This is a genomic window from Pseudoxanthomonas koreensis (assembly GCF_041890415.1).
Classification (GTDB): Bacteria; Pseudomonadota; Gammaproteobacteria; order Xanthomonadales; family Xanthomonadaceae; genus Pseudoxanthomonas; species Pseudoxanthomonas koreensis_A.
In genome coordinates this window covers 1,046,889-1,068,546 of record NZ_CP169056.1, presented here as the reverse complement: position 1 = coordinate 1,068,546, position 21,658 = coordinate 1,046,889, and the positions used below count along the sequence as shown (strand labels likewise).

Genomic DNA, 21,658 nt, shown 5'->3' with positions numbered 1-21,658 from the left:
AGCCCCATCCGAAGCCGAACCCCGGTACACCCGCACGTCCACGCACCGCGTCGCGTCACACCGCGCCGCGGTCGCCGGCAAGACCGGCTCCTACACGTGGACGGGTCGGTGATTGGGGGCGCGCGGTTTGCGGGAGCCGTTGCCGTCGCAAACGAAGCCGGGCCATCAATACACCGATGGACGTCGCCCGAAGCCGCACACCCTTACGCCCTTGCGCCCAACGCCGCTCAGGATGCCGCGCGCTCCATCTCCACCCAGCGTCGCACCGACGGACGCTGCCATTGCGCGCGGGCGTAGTCGCCAAGCTTCGGCGGCACCGGATCGCCATTGCGCAGCAACCGCTGGAGCATGATCGCCAGGTCCAGGTCGACGATGCTCCATGCACCGAACAGGCTTGCCGCGCCCTCATCCAGCAAGCGGTCGGCCACGAAGAACAACTTGTCCGCCGCCGCCCGCGCCTGCGCCGAAAGTGCCGCCGGAACCGGAGCACAGAACACCACCTCCGTGGAACGCTCCTGCCGGATCGGCATCAGGTCGCTGCGCAGCCATGCCTGCACCTGGCGCGCCCGCGCACGCTCGCGCGGCAGGCGCGGATACAGCGCCGTGCCCGGGAACGCCTCGTCCACGTACTCGGTGATGGCCGAGGACTCCGACAGCGCAAACCCGTCATGGACCAGGGTCGGCACCCGCCCGGTCAGCGAACGCTCGGTATAGTCCGGCGCATGCTGGGCGCCGCCTTCAAGGTCCACGGTGGACAGGTCGAAGGCCAGCGCCTTCTCGTGCAGGGCGACGAACGCCTGCATCGCATACGGGCTGAGGAAACGCGAATCGACATACAAGCGCAGCGAAGTCTGGTTCAAGGCTGGTCTCCTGTTTGCCGCCCCGGCGGCGTCACCGTGATCCGCGCCGGACGCGATGCGCCGGTCCCGCGCAGGGTCGGCCTGTACATGTCCTCGGCCTGCGGCGGCGGCACCGTGTAGCTGCCCGGAGTGACCGCACGCACCAGGTAGAACAGGCGCGCGGTGCCGCCGCGCAGCGACAGCGCCGCCACGTAGCGGTCGTCGCGGTATTCCTCGTAGCGCACGTTGGCCGCGCCGGAACGCCGGGACAGGGTCACGCCCTCGATCTCGATGCCGTCCCACTGCGAACTGTCGCCCAGGTTGAGGTTCTCCGCCTCCAGGCCAGCCGGCAGCAGGTCGGTGACCAGCGCGTCGGGCATGGATTCCTGCGCCTGCACGCTCAGCCGCACCACCAGCACCTGCCCTTCCTTGAGGGTATCGCCGCGCCACGGCTTGCCATCGGGCATGAACCAGTCGCGCACGATGCCGACCTTGCGCTTGTCCTCGACCGGCGCCTGGCGCGGGATGCCCGCCACCTCCACGCTGGCGAAGAACGGGCCGCCTTCCGGCTCGAAGCGCACGCCGGCGGCCAGCGCATCGGCATCCAGGCTGCGCGCGAACACGCCGGCCGGCTCGACCTGCTCCGGCTCGCCACCGGCCAGGTAGCGGCCGCTGACCTTGCGCCCATCGCCGGCCTCCAGCGCGCGCCCCAGCCGCGCCAGCGCCATCTGCTCCTGGGTGCTCAGCCACAGCCGGCCGTCGCCGTCGCGCCGGGTCTGCAGTGCGCGCGCCAGATCCACCGCACGCGCGTCGTACTTGGCGTCGGCGTGGCCACGCTCGTGCAGCAGGGCGACCATCAGCGCGTCGTCGCGGACCCGGCTGCTGTAGTCGCCCAGCCACGCCGGGCGGGTGTCCGGATCGCGGGCGAAGCCGTCGGCGATGGCGGCCGCACCGCGCTTGCCGTCACCTTGCAGGGTCAGGGCCAGGCCCAGTTGCACCAGCGGCAGCCCGGTGAGGCTGTTGGCCTTTTCCTGGTCGTAGAGCGCGCGCAGCGTCCCCAGCGGCGCGCGGTTCACCCGCGCCAGCACGTAACCGGCATAGGCACGGTTGGCAAAGCGCAGGTGCTCGCGGCGGTCATGGCCGTAGAACTGCGGGCCGCCGGAAAGCAGGTCCTCGGACAGGCGGTCCAAGGCCTTCTGCAGCATCGCCTCGGGCACGGCGAAGCCGGCCTCGCGCGCGTCGAGCAGGAAGTCGACGATGTACGGCGTCAGCGCCGGCTCGTTGTCGTCCCCGCTCCACATCGAGAAATGGCCACTGCCGGCCTGCAACGCGGCCAGGCGGCCGAAGGCGCCTTCCAGGCGCTGCCTGCGCACGGTCGGGTCCAGCACCGGCCCGCCCAGGCGCCGCGCGTTGTCCGGGTCCAGCACCAGCGCTGCATAGCCCTTGCTGGTGGTCTGCTCGGCACAGCCATAGGGATACTCGAGCAGGCCGCGCAGCGCGCTGGCGAACGGGATCGGCGGTGTCGCGCTGATCCGCAGGTGGGTGTTGACCGTGCCCGGGATCAGCCCATCCATCAACGACCCGTCCAGCACCAGCGGGGCGCCGCCTTCCAGCACCCGGGTCTGGGTGCGCAGCACCGATGGCCAGGCCGCGCGCACCGGCAGTTCGTAGCGGCGGTCCACGGCGTAGCCGCCGCCATCCACGCGCACGCGCACTGCTGCCACCGTGTGCCCGGGCAGGGCGGTCAGCGGGAAGCCGAGGGTGGCCTTGGCGCCATCGGCCAGTTCCAGTGACCGTTCGCCCTCGGCCACCGCCAGCGGGCCCTCGCCTTCGACCCGGACCCGGAAGCGCCCGGCCTTGCCGCTGAAGTTCTGCACATCCAGGCTGACCGTGGCCCGGTCGCCCGGGGCCAGCACCCGCGGCATGCCGGCTTCGGCCACCACCGGTGCGCGTACCAGCACTTCGGTATCGCGCTTGCCATAGCGCTCGTCCGAATACGCCAGCACCGACAGCCGCAGGGTGCCGTTGAAGTCCGGCAGCGGCAGGCTGATCCGCGCGTTGCCTTGCGCATCCAGCACCACCGGGCCGGAGAACAGGTCCACCGTCTGCACCCGCGCGGTCGGGCGGCGCGCCTGCGGCAGCGGTTCCAGCGCCATGTCGCCACCGAAGCGCAGGCGCGCACTGCCGCCGGCAAAACTTTCGATCACGCGGCCATAGACGTCGTAGGCATCGGTGGCCAGGCGGCGCTGGGCAAAGAAATGCGCGGCAGCGTCGGGCACCGGGAAGCGGGTGATGTTGAGGATGCCCACGTCCACCGCCGACACGGTGACGTGTGCCTTCTGTCCGGCCAGTTGCGGCACGCTCACGGTGACCGGCAGGTCCTGCTGCGGGCGCGACTGCGCCGGCACTTTCAGCCCCACGGCCACGTGCCGGTCCTCGCGCCGCATCGGCACGTGGGCCACGCCGACCGCGCGCGCCGGGGTCACCTGGCTGGTCGCCGAGCCACCACGGAACACCAGCGCGGTGACGTACACGTCATGCCGCTCCCAGTCGCTGGTCACCGGGATCTCGAAGGTGCCGGAGGCCTTGCCGTCGGCGCCGCGCACGTCGATGTCGTGCACGTACAGCAGCCGGTCGCTCTCCACCAGCAGCACGCCGCGGCCGGCGTGCGGGGGAGTCACGGTGACCTTGAGGGTGTCGCCGGCACGGTAGCCAGTGCGGTCCAGGGACAGCTTGACCTTGTCCGGGCGCGCATCCGGCCCGCGGTTGTCGTCGCCCCAGCTCCAGCCGGCGCGGAACGGATAGCGCATGGTCAGGCCGGTGGCCGGGTCCAGCACGTCCACCCGGTACTCGCCCCACTCCACCGGGAAGTCGAAGCGCGCAGCCGTGGCACCGGCGTCGATGGTGCGGGTGTCCACGTTCTCGAAGCGGCGGGTGAAGTCGTAATCCCAGCCGCCGCCGTCGTCATAGCGCCAGTGATAGTCGCGCAGTTCGCGCACAAGGGTGACCTTCAGCCCCGTTGCCGGCTGCGGCGTGCCCTGCGCATCCACCCGCACCAGCTCGAAGCGCGCGCTGGCGTTGGCATCGGCGCCGTCCACCGGATCGAACAGCGGGCGCACGCCAACCAGCGCCGGCGCCGGCCACAGCACCCGCTGCAGGTTGCGGTTGACCGGACGCCCGCCGCTCTCATGCACGCTGCCAGCCACGGTGACCAGCACCGGGGTGGCGGCCTTGCCCGCTTCCTCGGGCAGCGGCAGCCTGGCCTCGACCCGGCCCTGGGCGTCGAACTCGGTATCGAGCACATCGCGCGGGTCGGTCGGCAGGGTCACCGTGGGGTCGCCGAAGAAATACCCCGGCAACGATTGCAGTGGCTGCCGGGCCACGGCCAGCGACATCGTCGCGCTGAAGCGGTTGCCTGCGGCCGGCGCGCCATACAGGTAGGCGGCCTGCGCCTGCAGTTGCAGCGGCTGGCCCGGTGCCAGCGTGTCCTGCTCCCTGGGCGCGGACAGGTCCAGCTTCATCCGCTCCGGCAGGAACTCCTCGATCCGCAGGCTCATGCCCTGCACCGCATCGCGCCCGGCCGGGTCGGTGCGGAACTCCACCTGCCAGCGGCCAGTGGGCGCGTCGGCGGGGATCTCGCGTTCGAAGGCGTAATGGCCCTGGGCGCTCGCCTCCAGCCGGGTTTCGATGAACACCCGCCCGTCCGGGCGCTTCAGGCGCAGGAACAGCGGCTGCGCCTTGCCCTGCGCCGGCGCCGGCAACGCACGCCCGTCGCTGTCGCGCAGCAGCGCGGCAATGCGCACGACCTCGCCGGGCCGGTACAGGTCACGGCCGGACCAGGCGAACACGTCGAAGTCCGCATGCGCGCGCCCACCCACCGCGAATTCGGACAGGTCCAGCGCAGGCTGGTTGAACGGCAGCAGCGAGACGTCCTTGCCGCGCCTGGCCACCAGCACGTGCGTGGCATCCAGGCGCTGGTCCAGCAGCGCGTTGCCGTTGCCATCGGTGGAAGACTTCAGCACCGCCTCGCCCTTGGCGTCGAGCACCCGCAGCTCCACGCCCTTGAGCGGCGCGCCATCGTGCAGCGAGGCCGTATGCACGTACAGGGTGTCGCGGTATGCGCGCGCATGCAGGCCGATGTCGCTGACGGTGAAGAAGGCGGTGTCGTACTGGTCCGAGAACTGGCCGACCCGGCGCAGCACCGCGAAGTACAGGCCCGGCTGCTGCAGTTCGGCGATCTCCTGCAGTGGCAGGTAGTTGAGCACCCGCTCGTTGCGCTCGCCGCCAAGGACGAAGCGGTTGAGATAGACCGGGTCGGCCATCGCGCGCAGCGGCACGTGGTCGCCGTAGGCGCGGTCCAGCTCCCAGCCGCTGCGCTGGCCGCCGCGCTGGTACTCGGAAAAGAACCGCCCCAGCTCTTCCTCGCGCACCCGCAGGAACTCCACGTCCACCTCGGCCACGTTGACCGAGACCACCGGCAGGCCACGGCTCTCGCGCGCCGGCAGCACGCTGCCCTGCGACGCGAAGCCGGCGACCGGGTCCAGTTCGCCGGTGTGCACGGTCCTGGTGAGCGGCTGTTCCAGGCGGCTGCCATCGGCGGCGGCCAGCCCGGCGGCGATGGTCACGGTGTAGTCGCGCGCCGGTTCCACGTAGGGGTAACGCAGGATGCGCCCGTCATCGGACAGCGACCAGCCGCTGTCGTCGCTGGCGGCCGGCTCCACCGTCAGCAGGCTGTCGAAATCCTGGGTGCCGACCAGCGGCCGGGAAAATTCCATCGCGATGGCCAGGCGGCCCTCGCTCTGGTCCGGCCATGCGCGCAGCAGGGCGAAGCCGGTGACTTCCTCGCGTTCGGCCTGCAGCTTCTCGCCCCCGGCCTGCGGCAATTGCCCGCCCGGGTCGCGTCGACAGCCGGGCAACAGCACCATCGCCAGCGCAAGCATCAGCGCCATCGCGCGCCAGAGTCCCGTCATCCGCCCACCCGTCGCCATCCGCATGCGCCCACGCTCCGATCCGTGATGGCCGCAGTATAGGGCCGGCGGCAACGCCCACGTGCCCACCTGCCCCATCGCCGCCATGCCGGCGTCGGCTGCCGCGGATGCACGCCCGGCTACCCCCGGCGCCCCCGCGCGGCAGCTGTAGGAGCCGGCCTTGCCGGCGACCGCGGCGTGGTGTGGTGTGTCGCGATGCCACAGCCTGCATCGGGTCGCCGGCAAGGCCGGCTCCTACACGAGTGCAGCACACGTCGGTGATGGGATGCGCAGTTGGCGTGCGCCGTTGCCTTCGCAAACGAAGCCGGGCCATCAATACACCGACGGACGGCGGCCCCATCCGAAGCCGACCCAGACACACCCGCACGTCCACGTCTTCGGCGTGTCTGTGCCTCATCCCTGTTGCAGGAGCCGGCCTTGCCGGCGACCGCAGGAGTCGGCTACCCGAGCGGGCGGCGGGCGAGCAGCATGTCCAGCGCCTTGCCGGCCGCGGCGAAGGCGAAGGCGCCGGTGATGTGGGTGGCCGCACCCAGGCCGGCGCCGCAATCCAGCTTCAGCGCCGCGTCCGCGCCCGCCGCCGGACGCAGGCCGCAGACGCTGCCGTCGGCCTGCGGGTAGCGCACGTTCTCCAGCGAGTACACGGCCGGAACGCTGAAGTAGCGGCGCGGCCCCTTCGGGAAGTTGAACTCGCCACGCAGCTTCCTGCGCACCAGCGCCAGCATCGCGTCGTGCTCGGTGCGCGAGAGGTCACGCACCCGCACCAGGGTCGGGTCGATGCGGCCACCGGCCGAGCCGACGGTGAGTACCGGCTGCTTGCGCCGCCGGCACCAGGCGATCGCCTCGACCTTGCTGCGGAAGCTGTCGCAGGCATCGATCACCAGGTCGAAGCCGCCGCCGAGCAGGGATTCCAGATTGGCGGCGGTCAGGAACGCCGGCACTGCACGCGCATCGATGGCCGGGTTGATGGCGCGACAGCGCTCGGCCATCACCTCGGCCTTGTTGCGCCCGTACTGCCCGGCGATGGCCGGCAACTGGCGGTTGGTGTTGGACACGCACAGGTCGTCGGCGTCGATCAGCTCCAGCGCGCCGACCGCCGAGCGTGCCAGCGCCTCGGCCACCCATGAGCCGACGCCGCCCAGGCCCACCACCGCCACCCGCCGCGCGGCCAGCCATTCCACCGCACCGCGGCCGTACAGCCGGTCGATTCCGGCGAAGCGCTCTGACAGGTTGTCCATCGCCGTCATTCTAGCCAGCCGTGCCTGTCACCGCGGCCACCGCTGCGCCTATGATGGCGGCCGACCCACCCGCCCGGAGCCCGCCCTGATGGCAAGCCAGGAACCCCGCCGCCCTTCCGCCGCCGCCCGCTACCTGTTCGTGCTCGTCACCGGGCTGGTCATCGGCGCCATCTGCACGGTGATGCTGCTGCGCGCACTCCAGGCCCGGACCGACCCCTTCCCCAAGGCGCTGATGCAGGTCATGGAGAAGCAGCGCAACGAGTTGCGCGCCAGCGCCGCGGCCAACCGCTGCACCGCCAACGACGCCCTGCCGCGGCTGCAATCGCTGCGGGCCATGGCCAACGACGTGGAAACCGCCTTCCCCGGCCTGCGCGACGACCAGCGCTTCGCCACCGCCGGCAGCGGGCTGCGTGCCACCCTGGACACCGCCCTTGCCGCGCCGCCCCAGGACTGCGCCCAGCTGACCACCGTGGTCGAGCGCATCAGCGAGGACTGCAAGGCCTGCCATCGCGATTTCCGCTGAACCGGCGCTGATGGCACGGCCGCGGTCGCGGCACGATTTGCGCGGCATTCACGCCGGTGGCGTGAGGATGCGGCCATGGCGCGGCAGGAACCGCCGCGCCGCCTGCATCCGCATACCAAGGAGACGCGCCATGAATTCCCGCCTGCTCTGCCTCGCCGCTGTCGGCACCCTGGCCCTGGCCGGTTGCAGCACGTCACCCGGCTACGGCTCGTCCACCGGTTATCCGGCCTACCCCTCCCAGGTGAGCTGTGCCGACTGCGGCATCGTCACCCGGATCGACACCCTGGCCTCCGGCCGCAGCGCGCCCTCGGCCACCGGTGCGGTGCTGGGCGGCATCGTCGGCGCCGTCGCCGGGCACGAGATCTCGGACAAGACCGGCGGCAGCAAGGGCAACAGGAACATCGCCGCGGCCGCCGGTGCAGCGGCCGGCGCGGTGGCCGGCAACGCCATCCAGAACCGGGTGACCTCGGACACCCACAACATCCACGTGCGCATGGACGACGGCCGCACGGTGGTGATCAACCAGCGTGACCTCGATGGCGTGCGCGAGAACACCTACGTGCGCGTGGTCAACGGCAAGGTCGTGGTGCGCTGACCGCCCGTCCAGCCGGCACCGCGCCGGCGACAACGGCCAATGGGGATGGAACAACGGGGATGCAAAAGGAACGGCCCGCTTGCGCGGGCCGTTCCAGTACGACGGGAATGCAGGCGGGGTGTCAGGCCTCCTGGACCTCGTCGGCCTGCAGGCCCTTCTGGCCCTGGACCACGACGAAGCTGACCTTCTGGCCCTCTTTCAGGCTCTTGAAGCCCTGCATCTGGATGGCACGGAAATGCACGAATACGTCCTCGCCATTCTCGCGGCTGATGAATCCGAATCCTTTGGCATCGTTGAACCATTTCACGGTGCCGGTCTCGCGCTCTGCCATTACTGCTGACTCCTTGAACTTTGCTGGGTGGTGGTTACGCCGTTGCCGCGGCGGCTGAGGTTGCAAGGAGTACGCGAGGTGTAACGATGGCCAGGCCGTGAGGTCCTGCCGCATCAGGCCACGGACCACGGTGACCTTGGCAAGCGCAGCGGCCCTGAACTTAACCCGCGTCCGGGGGGATTGCAATCCGGGCGCGAACGTGCATACACCGACCCATCCACCAAGACCCCTGCCCATGGATCTGTCCACCCTCTGGTACCTGTTGGCGGCCGTGCTGATCCTCGCTGGCCTGGCAGGCGTGGTGCTGCCGGCCCTGCCCGGGCTGCCGCTGATGTTCGGCGGCATGTTGCTGGCTGCCTGGGCCGAAGGATTCGAGCGCATCGGCGCGCTTGCCCTGGGGCTGCTGGGGCTGCTGACCCTGCTGTCGCTGGCGGTGGACCTGCTGGCCTCGGCGCTGGGCGCGCGCCGGGTCGGTGCCGGGCCGCTGGCGGTATGGGGCGCGGCGCTGGGAACCCTGGCCGGCCTGTGGTTCGGGCCGCTGGGCTTGTTGCTGGGCCCGTTCGTCGGTGCCCTGGCCGGCGAGCTGTGGCACACCCGGGCCTTGCTGCATGCCGCCCATGTCGGCCTGGCTACCTGGCTCGGCCTGCTGCTGGGTGCGGTCTTGAAGCTGGCGCTGGCCTTCGCCATGCTCGGGCTGTTCGTGCTGGCATGGTTCTTCTGAAGCGGCGCGACCACATCCCGGAGCATGTCTTGAACCCAACACCCCGCGCGGCCCCGATCCTGTGCGCGCTTGCCGCGGCGATGGCCGCGCCCGCCGCAGCGCAGGAAATCACGGCCCAGCCGGCCTCGGCCCAGGCGTGCCTGGCGATCACCTCCGGCGCCCAGCGCCTGGCCTGCTACGACGCCGCGCTGGGCTTCGCGGCCGCGTCCCCGCAGCAGGCCGACCAGGCCGCCCAGGAGGCGGAGCTGCAACTGGAACAGCAACGCGAACGGGCGGCCGCGCTGGATGACGCCGGTCCGGCTGCGCGGATGCGCCAGCGCGCAGGCGAGCTGTTCGGCCGCGACCTGCACTCCGGCGACCAGGCCCGCGCCACCATTGCCAACGCCGGGCGCGGTTCGCTGCTGGACAGCCGCTGGGAGCTGGCCCGCGATTCCAAGCTGGGCATCTACCAGTTGCGTGCCTACAAGCCGGTCTACGTCCTGCCCGGGTACTGGACCAGCCAGGTCAATGCCACCCCCAGCTCGCCCAACCCGAACAACACCCTGACCGACCCCGAACACCTGGACCGCATCGAGGCCAAGTTCCAGTTGAGCTTCAAGACCAAGGTCGTGCAGGACCTGTTCGGCGACAACGGCGACCTGTGGGTCGGCTATACCCAGAGTTCGCGCTGGCAGGCCTACAACTCCGAACTTTCGCGCCCGTTCCGCGAAACCAACTACGAGCCGGAAGTGATGCTGGTGTTCCGCAACAACTACAGCCTGTTCGGCTGGAAGGGGCGGATGACCGGCATCGCCATCAACCACCAGTCCAATGGCCGCGGCGACCCGCTGTCGCGCAGCTGGAACCGGGTGATCCTCAACCTGGGCCTGGACCGCGACAACTGGGCGCTGGTGCTGCGCCCGTGGTACCGCATCAAGGAAGGTTCGCGCGAGGACAACAACCCGGACATCGAGGACTACATCGGCCGCGGTGACGCGCTGCTGGTGTACAGCCGCGACGGCCACGAGCTGAGCCTGACCGCGCGCCACTCGCTGCGCGGCGGCGACCGTGCGCACGGATCGCTGCAGTTCGACTGGGGCTTCCCGATCAACAACCTGCTGCGCGGCCACGTGCAGGTATTCGATGGCTACGGCGAGAGCCTGATCGACTACAACCACAAGGCCACGTACGTCGGCGTGGGTTTTGCCTTGCTGGAGTGGTTCTGATGGCCGCCGGTACCGGCGTCACCATCTGGCACAACCCGCGCTGCTCCAATTCGCGCGGCGCGCTGCAACTGCTGCGCGAGCGCGGGATCGAACCACTGGTCGTGGACTACCAGGCCAACCCGCCGGACCGCGCCACCCTGCTGCGGGTGGCTGCCGACAGCGGCCTGGGCCTGCGCGGCCTGGTGCGCGACAAGGAGCCGGAGTTCGCCGCACTGGGCCTGGCCGATGCCGGCGAGGCAACCCTGCTGGACGCGATGCTGGCCCACCCGCGGCTGATCAACCGGCCGGTCGTGATCACCGCCCGCGGCACCCGGCTATGCCGGCCGCCGGAGACGGTGCTGGAACTGCTGGACTGATCGCCGCGCCCCGCCCCGGCCCGGATGCGGCGACTGCGCGCCGCGCCGCCTGCCCTGGTCCAACCGCTCAGGTCCAGTCGCTGATGCCCTCGCGGGCATAGACCTCGGCGAAGCTGGGCAGCGCCTTCATCTTCCGCGCATGCGCCTGCAGCGAGGGCCAGGTGTCGGTCGGGCGCGGCATGTTGCGCGACCAGCGCATGAGCATGGTCAGCACGAAGTCGGCCGCCGAGCGCTCGCCACCGAGCAGATAGGGGCCCCGGCCTTCGAGATGGTCGGCCACCTGCTGCCAGGCGTCCTCCAACTGCACGCGGGCGCGCTGCTTCACCGCCTCGGCCTGGTCCGGCCCGGCCGGTTCGTCCGGGTAGAACCAGCCGCGGTAGGCCGGCATCAGCGTGTACACGCAGAAGCACATCCAGCGGTAGTAATCGCCGCGTGCGGGCGTGCCCGGCGCCGGGGCCAGCCCGGCCTGCGGATGCAGGTCGGCCAGGTGCATGGCGATGGCGGCCGATTCGGTCAGCACCTGGCCGTCGATCAGCAGGGCCGGCACCCGCCCGCGCGGGTTGATCGCCAGGTATTCCGGCGATTTCTGCTCGCCCGCGTCGAAGTCGAGCTGGCGCAGTTCGTGCTCGATGCGCAGCTCGATCAGCAGCCAGTGCACGACCAGCGAGGCAGTGCTGGGCGAACCGTAGAGGATGACGGACATGGGTGGCTCCGGGATGGACACCGGAATTGTAGTGGCTGCCGGGCGGCTCCCTCGTCTCCGCGATGCGGCTGCCGCTCATGTCCACAAGAAATCGGTGGGCAGGAGGGTCTGTCGCGGCGGCGCGGTGCGATGCCTGCTGCCGCTCATGTCCCCCGGCTCCGGCCTGCGGCCGAAGCCTCCTCCTTGACTTCCCGTCAGCAGGCATCGCACCACACCGTGTCACGTTCATCGGCCGCCGCATGTAGGAGCCGGCCTTGCCGGCGACCGGCCTGCATGCCGCGGTCGCCGGCAAGGCCGGCTCCTACAAAAGGCCGCCGCGCTTACGCCACGACCAGCGGGATCTTGCCGATCTTGGACTGCCAATGGCGCGGGCCGGTCTTGTGCACCGACTCGCCGGACGCATCCACCGCCACCGTCACCGGCATGTCCTTGACCTCGAACTCGTAGATCGCCTCCATGCCCAGGTCCTCGAACGCCACCACCTTCGACGCGCGGATCGCCTTGGACACCAGATAGGCCGAACCACCCACCGCCATCAGGTACACCGCCTTGTTGTCGCGGATCGCATCGATGGCCGCCTCGCCACGCTCGGCCTTGCCGACCATGCCCAGCAGACCGGTCTGCTCCAGCATCTGCCGGGTGAACTTGTCCATGCGGGTGGCCGTGGTCGGGCCGGCCGGGCCGACCACCTCGCCGACCACCGGATCGACCGGGCCGACGTAGTAGATGAAGCGGTTGGTGAAATCGACCGGCAGTTGCTCGCCCTTGTTGAGCATGTCGACCATGCGCTTGTGCGCGGCGTCGCGGCCGGTCAGCAGCTTGCCGTTGAGCAGCAATACCTCGCCGGGCTTGAAGCTGGCCACATCCTCGCGGGTGACCGTGTCCAGGTCCACGCGGCGCGCGTTGTGCGGGTTGTAGGTGAGCTTGGGCCAGTCCTCCAGCGAGGGCGGGCCCAGCGCGACCGGGCCGCTGCCGTCCAGGGTGAAGTGGGCGTGGCGGGTGGCCGCGCAGTTGGGGATCAGCGCCACCGGCAGGTTGGCCGCGTGGGTCGGATAATCCTTGACCTTGATGTCCAGCACCGTGGTCAGGCCGCCCAGGCCCTGGGCACCGATGCCCAGCGCGTTGACCTTCTCGTACAGCTCCAGGCGCAGCTCCTCGGCGCGATTGGACGGACCACGCGCGATCAGCTCCTGGATGTCGATCGGCTCCATCAGCGCTTCCTTGGCCAGCAGCATCGCCTTCTCGGCGGTACCGCCGATGCCGATGCCGAGCATGCCCGGCGGGCACCAGCCGGCGCCCATGGTCGGCACGGTCTTCATCACCCAGTCCACCACCGAATCGGACGGGTTGAGCATGGCGAACTTGCTCTTGGCCTCCGAGCCGCCGCCCTTGGCGGCGACGATCACGTCCACGGTATTGCCCGGCACGATCTTCATGTTGACCACGGCCGGGGTGTTGTCGCGGGTGTTCTGGCGCTTGCCGGCCGGGTCGGCCAGCACCGAGGCGCGCAGCTTGTTGTCCGGGTGGTTGTAGGCGCGGCGCACGCCCTCGTTGACCATGTCCTCCACGCCCATGGTCGCGTCGTCCCAGCGCACGTGCATGCCCACTTCCAGGAACACGGTGACGATGCCGGTGTCCTGGCAGATCGGGCGATGGCCTTCGGCGCACATGCGCGAGTTGATCAGGATCTGCGCAATCGCGTCCTTGGCCGCGGGCGACTCCTCGCGCTCGTAGGCGGCGGCGAGGCTGCGGATGTAATCGACCGGGTGGTAGTAGCTGATGTACTGCAGCGCATCGGCCACGGACTGGATCAGGTCCTCCTGGCGGATGGACGCGGGGGTATTGGACGGGGTGGACGGCGCGGAGGTGGTCACGGCTGGCTCATGCATGCGGATAGCCCGGCCATTTTAGGGCAAAGCACGCGTCCGGCCGGCTCCGGCTGCGGCACGCGCTGTTCCGTCGCCGGCCCGGTGCACCCGCCCGCTGCGCGGCGGCCCGGCGCGGGCCGGGCGCTCATCCGCCCGCGCCGCCGTCGATCCGTTCGCGCAGGCCCTGGCGATGGCGTCGACTGCATGGCAGCACGCCCCCGTCCTTCAGGTGCACGCGTGCATCGCCGGTGTCCAGCGCCTCGATCGAAGCCACCTGGTCCAGGGCCACGATGTAGCTGCGGTGGATGCGCACGAAGCGGCGCGGATCCACCCGTTCCTGGATCCCGGCGATGGTGCTGCGCAGCGGGTAGTCATGCCCGCGCACGCGCAGGTTGACGTAGTTGCCAGCCGCCTGCATCCACTCGATGTCCCGGGCCGACACCAGGAACTCACGCCCCAGCTTGCGCACCAGGAACCGCTCCGGCCGCTCGACCGGCTCCAGCGGCGGGCCTTCGTCCGGCACATCCAGCAAGCGCGCCTCGCCTTGCCACCGCCGCAACAGGAACCGGTAGCCGGCCATGGTCAGCACGATCAGGGCAAAGCTGCGCAGATCCTTGATGTATTCGTACGCGAGCTCACGTGGCCAGGGACCGAAGTCGTACTCCATCCCCTGGCTGGCGTAGGCCAGCACCCGCAGCGCCACCATCCCGGCCACGTGGACCAGGCTCAGCGCCATGCTGGCTGCCGCATACAGCGGCAGGTGCCGGCGCCAGGTATCCCAGTGCAGCGGGAAGCGGGCGGTGAACGCAGCGATGGCCGGGATCAGCACCAGCAGCCACATCAATGCGCTGCTCGCCTCCCACACCGCCGGCTCCCACACCGGCACCTGCGCCCCCTGGCGGCGCCGGTCCAGCACCGCGACCACGCTGTTGACCGTGCCATTGACCCCGACCACCAGCACCCAGAATCCGGCTTCACTCCAGCGCCGCCAGCGCAGGTAACTCCGGTAGGAAAGCGTGGCTGGCGTGGTCATCGGCCCATTCTAGCGACGGTTCGCGCCAGCACCCCGCACCGCACGGCCTGCACGGGCGACCTGCATCCGTCCCCGCGACCCTGCCATTGGTCCCCGCCACCGCGCGGGCCATCCCCCCGCCATGGCCGGCGCCGGGCGACGCCGGCAACCTCGATCACTGACTCCACCGGAGAGACGCCTCGATGCAACGCCGCCACGACCTCGATTGGGTCCGGGTCTGCGCCTTCGGCCTGCTGGTCCTGTACCACGTGGGCATGTATTACGTGAGCTGGGACTGGCACGTGAACAGTCCGCATGCCGGTCCGGCACTGGAGCCACTGATGCTGGCCAGCGCACCGTGGCGGCTGTCGCTGCTGTTCCTGGTCTCCGGTGCCGCCACCGGCTTCCTCATCGCCGGGGCCGAGTCCCGGGCCACGCACGCGCGGCCTCGCTTCCTCGCCGCCCGTTCCAGGTTCCTGTTGCTGCCACTGCTGTTCGGCATGCTGGTGGTGGTGCCGCCGCAATCCTATTTCGAGGTGCTGGATTCGCGCTATCCGGGCGGTTACCACGACGGGTTCCTGGCGTTCTGGGCGCGCTACCTGCGCGGTGACGGCAGCTTCTGCGACGACGACGGATGCCTGGTCCTGCCGACCTGGAACCACCTGTGGTTCGTCGCCTACCTGTGGGTGTACACCGCCGTGCTGTGGGCGCTGTGGCGCCGGGGCCGGCCGTGGCTGCGGCGCGCCGCCGCGATGCTGGGCCGCTGCCTGTGCCATCCGGCCGCGGTGCTGGCGTGGCCGGCGCTGTACCTGGGGCTGGTGCGTGCGGGCCTGGCGCCGCGGTTCGGTTCAACCCATGCACTGGCGGACGACTGGTACAACCATGCCCAGTATTTCACCGTGTTCCTGTTCGGCTACCTGATCGCCCACCAGGCACCGGTGTGGGATGCGATGGCGCGTGCGCGCCGCACCGCCCTGGTGCTGTGGCTGGGGTGCTGGGCGGTGCTGGTGGCGGCGCATGTGGTGGCCGGCGGACCACCGGCCTGGCTGCGCCCGATCCTGCACATGGCATGGGGCCTGGCCCAGTGGAGCGCAATCGTGGCCGTGCTCGGCTTCGCCCGACAGTGGGCTCCGGGCGATGGACCCGTGCTGCGCTACCTGGTGCCGGCGGTGTTTCCGGTCTACATCCTCCACCAGACGGCCATCGTGTTGGCCGCCTGGCAGTTGCGCCCGCTGGCGCTGGCGCCCGCGTTCGAAGGTCCGCTGCTGGTGGTCCTGACCTTCGCCAGCTGCTTGGGCGGCTATGAACTGATCCGCCGGATTCCCGTCCTGCGGCCACTGTTCGGGCTGCGCCGACAGCCGGCCGGACAACGGACCGGCAACCCGGCCACCACGCCCGCCGAACCCTGACCTGGCCCGGGCACGCCCGACCGGCAGCGCCGCGCGGCAAATGGCACATCGCTTGCATTAGCATGGGCGACCCACCAGGCCGCCACCGATGCCCGTCACGCGCTTCCCGACCCTGCGCCTCCTGGCCCCACTGCTGGCTGCACCGTTGCTGGTGCTGGTGCTGGTGCTGGCAGCGCCGTCGGCGCCGGTTGCAGGGGCCGCGGCGGTCGACGACGTGGAATCGCGGATCAAGCGCTGCTTCGACCTGCGCCGCAACCAGCCGGGCATGGCCGTGGAGTTGTCGGCGCGGCTGCTGGATGAGGACCTGAACCTGGAGCAGCGGATCAAGGTGCTCAGCTGCCAGGGAATAGCGCTGACCCTGGCTGGCAACCCGGACCGTGCCGAGGCGATCGCCGAGCGGATCCTGGCCGAACTGGGCCGGCATCCGGAACTGCCCCCGGAGTTCCGGATGCGCGCCCTGTCCCAGGCCGGCGCCATCCTGCATGGCGCAGGAAAGATCTACTTCGCAGAGAAGATCTATGGCGAAACCGTGCGCGTGGGCGCGCAGATCGGCGGCACCGATGCGGTTCGCGCCCAGATCGCCACGCTCACCAACATCGCCCTGATCCACGCCGATTTCCTGGATTCCCCTGCCGACGCCGAACGCTACTACCGCGAGGCGTTGGCCCTGGCCGAGTCCAGCGACCTCCCCAACACCCAGTTGACCTTCAACCACGCCCTCAACCTGCTGCGCCTGGGTGATCCGGACGCGGCGCTTGAGGCGCTGGAGCGTGCCGCCAAGTCTGCCAGTGGCAGCGAGCTGTTGGGCCTGCGCATCGACAGCGCCCTGGCCACGCTTCGGCCGGGCCATGCCGCGCCGGCCCGCCTGGCCACCCTGCGCGGGATCCTTGCCAACCAGCGCACCCTGCCCGATCCGGCCGGCGAAGCCGCGACCCTGGCGCGCATCGCCACCCTGCACATCGACAGGGGCGACACCGCCGCCGCACTGCAGACGGCGCGGCGCGCGGTCGAACGCGCCTCCCACGTACACAGTCCACAGGAAAGCTACCAGGCGCTGCAGGCGCTGATCGATGCCCACGCCGCGGGCGGCGATACCGCCGCCGCGCTGGAAAACGCGCAGCGGATGCAGGAGATGAAACTGGACGCACTGCGCCGGCAGCGCCTGGACCTGCTGGCCGACCTGCAGGCACGTACCCACGACGCGGCTGCCCAACGCGAACTGGAGCGGATGCGCTACGAGGCCAGCATCCAGTCCCTGGAGCAGGAGAAATCCCATGTCCTGCGCAGCACCCTGCTCGGCTTCCTGCTGCTGATGATGCTGGGGGCGATCACCTTCGCCCTGCTGCAACGACGGCGCCACCGCCAGTTGCGCGAGCTGAGCGAACGCGATGCCCTGACCGGGCTGGCCAACCGCCATGCCGCCACCGCCGCGCTCAATGCGCTGGCCACCCAGCGCAGCGAGGACGATGCCCGCCACGTGCTGTTCCTGATCGACGTCGACCATTTCAAGCTGATCAACGATACGCACGGCCACCACGCCGGCGACCAGGTGCTGGTGGACGTCTCGGCACGGCTGCGCGCCACCTGCGGCCCGGACGACCTGGTCTCGCGCTGGGGCGGCGAGGAGTTCCTGGTGGCCTGCGCCAACCTCGACCCTGCGCAAGCCCAGGCAATGGCCAACCGCCTGTGCCGGGCGATGCACCACACGCTGGAAACCGTGGACGGCCACCGCACCATCACCGCCTCGCTGGGCATGGCGCCGATCCCGTTCTTCGACGTGGCCCCGGAGGGTCACGCGGCGCGGCGCTGGGACTACGCCCTGCGCATGGCCGACCGCGCGCTGTATGCGGCCAAGGAACACCGTGACAGCTGGGTCGGCTACTGGGGTGCGCGCTTGCCCGATGACGCCACCGCCGAAGCCGTGCTGGAATTCCCGGAGGCGGCCACCGGCATCATCTCGATCATGGCCAGCCGCCCGCGCGACATTTCCAGGGCCCGCGAACACAGCCTGCTGGCGCTGGCGGCACAGGCCTGAGATGGCCCGGATGCAATCATCGGCGGCATGCGCCGGCGGCGCGCGTGCGCACCTGCTGGCATGGATCACCTGCCTTGCCTGGCTGGCGCTGGCCAGTGCGGCTGGCGCGGCGACGCGCGACGGCCTGCACTTCAGCCATCGCGATTGGGAACTGGCCTGCGACACCACCGGCACCTGCCGGGCGGCCGGCTACAGCGCGCTGGACAGCCCCGAGGAGTACCGGGCCAGTGTCCTGGTCACGCGCCTGCCGGGCGCGTGGCAGGCACCCACCGGCCAGGTGCGCTTTGCCGACTGGATCGGGCCAGGGCCCGACGGGCCGCTGCGGTTGCGGATCGATGGACGCGACCTGGGCGTGGTCCACACCCCGACCCTGGCCAACCCGACCCTGGGCACTCTCGCTCCGGCCCAGTTGCAGGCGCTGCTGGATGCAGTGCGCGACGATCCGGACGTGGCCTTCATCGACGACGCGGGCCAGCGCTGGCCGCTGTCCACCGCCGGCGCGATGGCGGTGCTGCTGAAGATGGACGAATACCAGGGCCGGCTGCTCACCGCCGATGCACTGGTCAGGCGCGGCAAGCTCAAGCCGAGCGCGGTACGCGCGGCGCCACCGCGGGCGAGCGTGCGCGTGGTTCCGTTTGCCGCCAGCCGGCCGGATGATGCGCGCCTGGCGGGTGCGGCCGTGCGCCAGGCGCTGGTTGCCACCCTGGGATCCGATCACGGCTGCGAAGGCCTGGAGGAAATCCCGGCACCGCTGGAGGTCCAGCGCCTCTCCGCCGACAGCGTGCTGGTATCCACGACCTGCTGGCGCGGCGCGTACAACAAGGGCGTGGGCTACTGGATCGTGGACGACCAGCCGCCCCATCGCGCACAGCTGGTCACCACCGACGCCAGCGGCCATGGCGATGGCCGCATCCACGCCGAGCACAGGGGCCGCGGCCTGGGCGACTGTTTGAGCATCGCCGAATGGGCATGGACCGGGACCACGTTCGTGCAGACCCTGGAAGCCACCACGGGCAAGTGCCGCGCGATCGGAGTCGGCGGGGCGTGGCACCTGCCTACCATTGTGGTGGACGTGGTCGACGACTGACGGCGGCGGGCGCACGCCGCGCCTCACTCCACGCGCCCCGTCACCCCGGCAGTGCGTGCTCCACCACCAGCTGGATCGCGCTGCCGCCGCGGTAATCATCCGGCGTCAGCCGATAGGCCAGGTGCAGCTGCGACGCGGGCGCCACGCCCTGCCAGGCACCGAACTGGATTGCCGCCAGCGGTTCGCGCCGCGCAGGGTGGCGCAACTGCAGCTTCAGGTGGCGCTCGCCGACCGTGCGCCAGTCGAGTACATCGAAGTGGCCATCGAACAGCGGCTCGGGGAAGCCCTGCCCCCATGGGCCGCCATCACGCAAGGCTTCGGCATGGAAACGGTCGAACTCCTGCGGCAGCAGCTCGCCATCGCTGAGCAGTTCGCCCTGCAGCAGGGCCGGGTCCAGGCAACCGGCCGCATGCGCCTGCCATGCCTGTTCGAACAGCGGCAACTTTTCGCGTTGCAGGCTCAGCCCGGCGGCCATGGCGTGGCCGCCGAAGCGCTCCACCAGGCCGGGATGGAAGGCGGCCACCGCGGCCAATGCGTCGCGGATGTGGAAGCCGGGGATCGAACGCGCCGAGCCGCGCAACAGCGCCGAGCCGGGCTCGGCCGGCGCAAATGCCACCACCGGCCGGTGCAGGCGCTCCTTGATCTTGGATGCCACCAGCCCGACCACCCCCGGATGCCAGCCCGGGTCGAACAGGCACGGCGCCAGCGCCGACGCGTCTTCCAGGCGTGCGCCCGACAGCGCGGCCTCGGCCTCGTCGGTCATGCTGCGTTGCACGTTGCGCCGCTCGGCGTTGATCCGGTCGAGCACCGCGGCCAGTTCGCGCGCACGCTCCAGGTCGTCGGTCAGCAGGCACTCGATGCCCAGGGCCATGTCTTCCAGGCGTCCGGCGGCGTTGAGCCGCGGCCCGATCGCGAAGCCGATGTCGGTGGCGGTCAGGCGGGCCGGGTCGCGCCCGCAGACCTCCACCAGCGCCCGCAGCCCGGCACAGCCGTGGCCTGCGCGCAGGCGGCGCAGCCCGGCCGCGGCCAGCACGCGGTTGTTGGCGTCCAGCGGCACCAGGTCGGCGATGGTGCCCACCGCCACCAGGTCCAGCAATCGGGACAGGTCGGGGCGCTGCCGTTGCGGCGCGCGGCCATCGACGGCCGCTGCGTTGACGTCGCGATCGGCATGATCGCCATGAAGCCTTCTCCGCAACGCCAGCAGCAGGTAGAAGATCACCCCCACGCCGGCCAGCATCTTGCTGGGAAACACATCACCGGCCAGGTTGGGATTGACGATGGCGTCGGCCGCCGGCAACACCTCGCCGGGCAGGTGGTGGTCGGTCACCAGCACCTGCCAGCCGCGTGCGCGCGCGGCGGCAACGCCGGCATGGCAGGCGATGCCGTGGTCCACGGTGAGCAGCAGGTCGGGCTGCAGCGCCGCCAGCTCCTCCACCAGCGCCGGGGACAGGCCATAGCCATGCACCATGCGGTTGGGCACCGCGTGCGAAACCCGGCGGGCACCAAGCATGCGCAGGCCGCGCACGCCCACCGCGCACGCGGTGGCGCCATCGCAGTCGAAATCGCCGACCACCACGATATGGCGATCATCGCGGATCGCCGCATCCAGCAGGTCGATCGCCGCATCCAGGCCGGACAGGCCATCGGGCGGCAGCAGCATCGTCAGCTTCGGTTGCGCCTGTTCGTAGCAATCGGCGCCGCGCGCGGCGTAGATCCTGCGCAGCAGCGGCGGCACCCGCTCGGGCCAGGCACCGGCCACGCGCGCCTGCGGCCGCCGCAGGATCCGCCGGTCCGGCACGCTCACGGCGCCAATGCCGGCAACGGTCGCCGCCAGAACCGCCAGCGCTGCCCGTGCCGCAGGTGGAAGCAGGCACCGTCCTCGAAGTCCAGGACCAGGGCGTCGTACTCCGCGCGTGCCATCGATTCCAGCAGCGGCGGCAGCACCTGGGTCACCAGCATGTCCAGCGAATGCAGGTGGCGCAGGTCGACCAGGCTGTCGCCGGTGGCCACGCCCGCAGCCTGCGGCGTGGCCGTGGCCGCGCCCGAGGCGCGGGCCAGTGCCTGCAGCAGGGCATCGGGACTGCGCACGTTCATGTAGCGCGACTGCACCGCGTCGGGTGCCACACCCGCTCCCCAGAACCACAGCGAGTTGATCGCCACCCGTCCGCGTCCGGCACGCTCGAGGTTCCACGGATGCTGGTGCAGCACCACCTGGACTTCGGTGATCAGCGCGCGCCAGCGCCGTGCCACCGGATCGTCGCCCTGCGGCAGGGCCAGGAACAGGTCCTCGCCCACGGCATCCTCCGGCGCGGCGAAGTCCGGCAGGCGCACGCCCGCGGGCAGCCGCAGGTACCAGCGCGCCGGATGCGGTGCATCAAGCAGGAAGCCGGCATCGCCGAACAGCGGCCGCAGCGCGGGCAGCAGCGCGTGTGCGTCGTCGGTGTCCAGGCCCAGGCCCTCGCCCCAGCCGAGCAGGCGCGCGCCGTTGAGGTCGGGCGCGACATGCGCCGGGTCGGCGCGCAGCCACACCGTGCCGGCCTCGCCCGGATCGGTGCCGGCATCGATCGCCCGGGTCAGCGCCGCTGCCGGCCAATGGTCCGGCAGCAGCCGGAAATGCCTGCGCAACTGCGCCAGCCGTCCCGGCCCTGACTGTTCGCGCGCGGCGCGGCCGAGGACCTGCGCCGCAGTGGCGGGCAACGCGCCGCCCAGGCGCCGGCGTTCCGGCAGCAGCAGCGTGATCGAGGTCATGTG

General features: G+C 70.8%; 17 protein-coding genes. 8 read left to right on the top strand and 9 right to left on the bottom strand.

The window, feature by feature from the left end; genetic code table 11:
• Positions 1-227 precede the first annotated feature (227 nt).
• The 3 genes from yfcF to ACEJ41_RS04915 all read right to left on the bottom strand — a co-directional run bounded on the left by yfcF (position 228) and on the right by ACEJ41_RS04915 (position 7,062).
• Complete coding sequence (yfcF, locus tag ACEJ41_RS04925; protein WP_374013676.1) at positions 228-860, bottom strand: glutathione transferase; 633 nt, start codon at positions 858-860, stop codon at positions 228-230.
• A complete protein-coding gene (locus ACEJ41_RS04920) occupies positions 857-5,827 on the bottom strand; it encodes an alpha-2-macroglobulin (protein ID WP_374014070.1) in 4,971 nt (1,656 codons plus the stop codon). Before ACEJ41_RS04920 ends, yfcF begins: the two co-directional genes overlap by 4 nt.
• A 440-nt stretch (positions 5,828-6,267) precedes the next feature.
• Positions 6,268-7,062 carry a ThiF family adenylyltransferase gene (locus ACEJ41_RS04915; RefSeq protein WP_374013675.1) on the bottom strand — a complete coding sequence of 265 codons (795 nt, stop codon included), beginning with the start codon at positions 7,060-7,062 and terminating at the stop codon, positions 6,268-6,270.
• Positions 7,063-7,150: 88 nt separating this feature from the next.
• Here ACEJ41_RS04915 and ACEJ41_RS04910 point away from each other — a divergent pair, with 88 nt between their 5' ends.
• Together ACEJ41_RS04910 and ACEJ41_RS04905 are read left to right on the top strand one after the other, a co-directional pair.
• Positions 7,151-7,585 carry a hypothetical protein gene (locus ACEJ41_RS04910; protein WP_374013674.1) on the top strand — a complete coding sequence of 145 codons (435 nt, stop codon included), beginning with the start codon at positions 7,151-7,153 and terminating at the stop codon, positions 7,583-7,585.
• Between the two features lie 130 nt (positions 7,586-7,715).
• Positions 7,716-8,180: a glycine zipper 2TM domain-containing protein gene (locus ACEJ41_RS04905; RefSeq protein WP_374013673.1), complete on the top strand. Its 465-nt coding sequence runs from the start codon at positions 7,716-7,718 to the stop codon at positions 8,178-8,180.
• Positions 8,181-8,301: 121 nt separating this feature from the next.
• Here the strand turns inward: ACEJ41_RS04905 and ACEJ41_RS04900 are convergent, their stop codons facing one another.
• Positions 8,302-8,511: a cold-shock protein gene (locus ACEJ41_RS04900; protein WP_374013672.1), complete on the bottom strand. Its 210-nt coding sequence runs from the start codon at positions 8,509-8,511 to the stop codon at positions 8,302-8,304.
• Positions 8,512-8,746: 235 nt separating this feature from the next.
• Between ACEJ41_RS04900 and ACEJ41_RS04895 the strand changes: the two genes are divergently transcribed.
• From ACEJ41_RS04895 to arsC, 3 genes are all read left to right on the top strand, one after another.
• On the top strand, positions 8,747-9,232 hold the full coding sequence (locus tag ACEJ41_RS04895; RefSeq protein ID WP_374013671.1) for a DUF456 domain-containing protein: 486 nt from the start codon (positions 8,747-8,749) through the stop codon (positions 9,230-9,232).
• A gap of 80 nt (positions 9,233-9,312) precedes the next feature.
• Positions 9,313-10,437 carry a phospholipase A gene (locus ACEJ41_RS04890; protein ID WP_374014069.1) on the top strand — a complete coding sequence of 375 codons (1,125 nt, stop codon included), beginning with the start codon at positions 9,313-9,315 and terminating at the stop codon, positions 10,435-10,437.
• Positions 10,437-10,793, top strand: a complete 357-nt coding sequence (gene arsC, locus ACEJ41_RS04885; protein ID WP_374013670.1) for an arsenate reductase (glutaredoxin) — start codon at positions 10,437-10,439, stop codon at positions 10,791-10,793. Before ACEJ41_RS04890 ends, arsC begins: the two co-directional genes overlap by 1 nt.
• A 67-nt stretch (positions 10,794-10,860) precedes the next feature.
• Here arsC and ACEJ41_RS04880 read toward each other — a convergent pair whose 3' ends face one another.
• From ACEJ41_RS04880 to ACEJ41_RS04870, 3 genes are all read right to left on the bottom strand, one after another.
• The gene (locus ACEJ41_RS04880) at positions 10,861-11,496 is read right to left on the bottom strand and encodes a glutathione S-transferase family protein (RefSeq protein WP_374013669.1); all 636 of its coding nucleotides are present in this window, start codon (positions 11,494-11,496) and stop codon (positions 10,861-10,863) included.
• Between the two features lie 320 nt (positions 11,497-11,816).
• Positions 11,817-13,370, bottom strand: coding sequence for a fumarate hydratase (locus tag ACEJ41_RS04875; protein WP_374013668.1), 1,554 nt, complete (start codon positions 13,368-13,370; stop codon positions 11,817-11,819).
• Positions 13,371-13,509: 139 nt separating this feature from the next.
• Complete coding sequence (locus ACEJ41_RS04870; protein WP_374013667.1) at positions 13,510-14,397, bottom strand: LytTR family DNA-binding domain-containing protein; 888 nt, start codon at positions 14,395-14,397, stop codon at positions 13,510-13,512.
• A gap of 182 nt (positions 14,398-14,579) precedes the next feature.
• Here ACEJ41_RS04870 and ACEJ41_RS04865 point away from each other — a divergent pair, with 182 nt between their 5' ends.
• The 3 genes from ACEJ41_RS04865 to ACEJ41_RS04855 all read left to right on the top strand — a co-directional run bounded on the left by ACEJ41_RS04865 (position 14,580) and on the right by ACEJ41_RS04855 (position 18,907).
• Positions 14,580-15,785 carry an acyltransferase family protein gene (locus ACEJ41_RS04865; RefSeq protein WP_374013666.1) on the top strand — a complete coding sequence of 402 codons (1,206 nt, stop codon included), beginning with the start codon at positions 14,580-14,582 and terminating at the stop codon, positions 15,783-15,785.
• An 88-nt stretch (positions 15,786-15,873) separates the two neighbouring features.
• Complete coding sequence (locus ACEJ41_RS04860) at positions 15,874-17,820, top strand: diguanylate cyclase domain-containing protein (RefSeq protein ID WP_374013665.1); 1,947 nt, start codon at positions 15,874-15,876, stop codon at positions 17,818-17,820.
• Positions 17,821-17,830: 10 nt separating this feature from the next.
• The gene (locus ACEJ41_RS04855) at positions 17,831-18,907 is read left to right on the top strand and encodes a DUF1176 domain-containing protein (RefSeq protein WP_374013664.1); all 1,077 of its coding nucleotides are present in this window, start codon (positions 17,831-17,833) and stop codon (positions 18,905-18,907) included.
• Between the two features lie 40 nt (positions 18,908-18,947).
• Here the strand turns inward: ACEJ41_RS04855 and recJ are convergent, their stop codons facing one another.
• Both recJ and ACEJ41_RS04845 read right to left on the bottom strand, forming a co-directional pair.
• Positions 18,948-20,711, bottom strand: coding sequence for a single-stranded-DNA-specific exonuclease RecJ (recJ, locus tag ACEJ41_RS04850; protein WP_374013663.1), 1,764 nt, complete (start codon positions 20,709-20,711; stop codon positions 18,948-18,950).
• Entirely contained in the window at positions 20,708-21,655 is a 948-nt protein-coding gene (locus tag ACEJ41_RS04845; RefSeq protein ID WP_374013662.1) for a phosphoglycerate mutase, read from the bottom strand. The genes recJ and ACEJ41_RS04845 overlap by 4 nt, the downstream gene beginning before the upstream one ends.
• Positions 21,656-21,658: the final 3 nt, after the last annotated feature.